Below are 2681 nucleotides of genomic sequence, written 5' to 3' on the forward strand. Positions count from 1 at the left end.
GAAGTAGTCAGGGTCGGGTAGTTTACTACTCCTCGCTAGATCCCGGCCTTTGCGCATGAACGACGACATTCCGGTCGCCCGTCGCCAGTCCACTCCGGCGAAAAAAGCGCAAAGTTCGGTGCCTGCCCTGAGGTCCCGTCTAGTCTTGGGCCTGGTGCTGGTTGGGCTAGTGCTCCTGGCGGGTTGGGGGATAGAGAAGTTACCGGGATCCCAGCAGGCGGCGGATCCCCAAGTTCTGGAAGAAGCCGGTCAGCCCTCTCTGCCGCAGCCAACTGTGCAGAATGGGCGACCTTCTCTGTTGGGGCACTATGCCTATTCCGAAGCCCCTGCAGACAGCTTGCGGGTGGTGGGCAGCTACCGTGGTCGTGAGGTGCGCCTACGCCAGGCGGCTGCTGAAAGTTACCTTCGCATGAGCGAAGCAGCTCAAGCTGCCGGGATCCGCCTTGTCCCCATTTCCGGGTTTCGCTCCATTGCAGATCAAGAGTTCTTGTTTTTTCAATTGGCTCAATCCCGAGCCTTGCGACCCGAAGAACGGGCTGCTGTCAGCGCTCCCCCTGGCTACAGCGAGCACCACACTGGCTATGCCATCGACCTTGGGGATGCCGGGTTTCCGCAGTGGGATACTCAAGAAGCCTTTGAGACCACCCCGGCCTTCCAGTGGCTGCAGAGCAACGCGGCCCGCTTTGGCTTTGAGCTGTCTTTCCCCAGAAACAACCCTCAGGGGGTGAATTACGAACCCTGGCACTGGCGCTTTGTGGGCGACCGTGACAGCCTGGAGACCTTCTACGCTCCCCAAATCAAACCATTCCCAAATCAGCCCAATCAAACCGAGACCCCTACTCTCCCGTCTTCCAGAGGGAGAAGAGCTGGGAGTGAGGGCTGACTCCTTTGGGGAGAGAGGAAAGGGGGAGCTCCTTGGGACTACCGTCACGGCCCTCTCCCTTGCAGGGATCTCATTCCCCTCTTGAATGGGTTCACAAGCCTAAGCAAGCGGATGACGCGATTCGAACGCGCGACCGTCTCGTTGGCAACGAGAAGCTCTACCACTGAGCTACATCCGCGTCGGGAAATTTATGATGGCAAGTTTTGCGGTGGTTTGTCAAGTCAGGGATCCCTGGCGCATTTTGTTCCAGAATGAGAGAAGTTCATCTTTCTTTGCAGTTGCGCAAAGTCTGGGCGGGATCCCGGGCAGCGCCTGTTTGAGGGTATTGCTATGCGGGTAGCCATTATTGGGGCCGGATTGGCCGGGTTGGTGACGGCAGTCGATTTGGTTGAAGCAGGACACGAGGTGCAGCTCTACGAGGCGCGGCCTTTTGTCGGCGGCAAGGTGGGATCCTGGCAGGATGCCGATGGCAACCACATCGAGATGGGGCTGCACGTTTTTTTCTGCAACTACAGCAATTTGTTTGCCCTGATGAAAAAGGTGGGGGCCTACGAGAACCTGCTGCCCAAGCAACACACCCACACCTTTGTCAACCGAGGTGGGCAAACGGCCAGTCTGGATTTTCGCTTTCCCCTGGGGGCGCCTTTCAACGGCCTCAAAGCTTTTTTCACCACCGAGCAGCTCTCTTGGGCGGACAAGCTGCGCAACGCCTTGGCGCTGGGCACCAGCCCTTTGATTCGCGGCTTGCTGGACTATGAAGGGGCAATGCGGCAAATTCGCGCCTTGGATCGGATGAGCTTTGCCGATTGGTTTCGGCGGCATGGGGGATCCGAGGGTAGCCTGAAGCGGATGTGGAACCCGATTGCCTATGCCTTGGGCTTTATCGATACAGAGCAGATTTCTGCCCGCTGTATGCTGACGATCTTTCAGATGTTTGCCAGCAAAACAGAGGCCTCCAAGCTCAATCTCCTCAAGGGATCCCCGGACACTTACCTCACTCAGCCCATCGTCCGCTACATCCAAGCCCGCGGGGGCCAGATCCACACCCGCAGGGGGGTCAGCCGCATTGAAGTGAGCGACTCCTCTCCCTACCCCGTGACCGGCTTGCTCTTGGCCAATGGAGAGCGGGTGGAGGCAGATGTGTACGTGTGCGCAGCGGCGGTGGAAGGGGCCAAACGGCTGATCCCGCAGGTATGGCGGCAGTGGCCACAGTTCGACAACCTCTACAAGCTGGAATCTGTACCGGTGGCCACGGTGCAATTGCGCTTCGATGGCTGGGTGACGGAGCTGACCCCCCAAGGCCAGGCCAAGCGAGCCAGCGAACACCCAGAGGCTCTTGGCATCGATAATCTCCTCTACACCGCCGATGCCGATTTTTCCTGTTTTGCCGATCTGGCCCTCACCAGCCCCGCCGACTACTACAAACCCGGCCAGGGATCCCTGTTACAATGTGTGCTCACGCCGGGGGATCCCTTCATTTCCATGCCCAACGAGCAAATTGCCCAGCACGTGTTGCACCAAGTCCACGAGCTGTTTCCTTCATCCCGGCAACTGAACATGACCTGGTACAGCGTGGTGAAACTGGCCCACTCCCTCTATCGAGAAGCGCCGGGCATGGATCCCTACCGCCCACAGCAAAAGACCCCAGTACCCAACTTCTTTTTTGCCGGCAGCTACACCGCCCAAGACTACATCGACAGCATGGAAGGGGCCACCCTCTCCGGCCACCTGGCTGCTCAGGCCATTCTGGCTGCCCACAGGGATCCCTGATAGGAGCATGACTCTAGTCAATAATAAG

2 protein-coding genes and 1 tRNA gene are annotated in these 2681 nt (G+C 58.6%); 2 read left to right on the plus strand and 1 reads right to left on the minus strand.

Annotated features, from left to right (window positions below; all coding sequences use genetic code 11):
- Positions 1–55: 55 nt before the first annotated feature.
- Positions 56–883 (plus strand): D-alanyl-D-alanine carboxypeptidase family protein, encoded by an 828-nt coding sequence (locus NW818_RS13605; RefSeq protein ID WP_414329610.1) that lies wholly within the window; start codon positions 56–58, stop codon positions 881–883.
- Positions 884–989: 106 nt separating this feature from the next.
- Here NW818_RS13605 and NW818_RS13610 read toward each other — a convergent pair.
- Positions 990–1061: transfer RNA gene (locus NW818_RS13610), tRNA-Gly, on the minus strand.
- 152 nt (positions 1062–1213) lie between these two features.
- On the opposite strand from NW818_RS13610, the gene zds reads away from it, so the two are divergent.
- Positions 1214–2653 (plus strand): 9,9'-di-cis-zeta-carotene desaturase, encoded by a 1440-nt coding sequence (gene zds, locus NW818_RS13615; RefSeq protein WP_414424857.1) that lies wholly within the window; start codon positions 1214–1216, stop codon positions 2651–2653.
- Positions 2654–2681 lie beyond the last annotated feature (28 nt).

The sequence above is a fragment of the Synechococcus sp. R6-5 genome, from assembly GCF_047461775.1.
In the GTDB taxonomy this organism is placed as follows: Bacteria; Cyanobacteriota; Cyanobacteriia; order Thermostichales; family Thermostichaceae; genus Thermostichus.

Coding starts and splice junctions, on each gene's coding strand:
- NW818_RS13605 (WP_414329610.1), top strand. CDS start 56: ATGAACGACGACATTCCGGTCGCCCGTCGCCAGTCCACTCCGGCGAAA.
- zds (WP_414424857.1), top strand. CDS start 1,214: ATGCGGGTAGCCATTATTGGGGCCGGATTGGCCGGGTTGGTGACGGCA.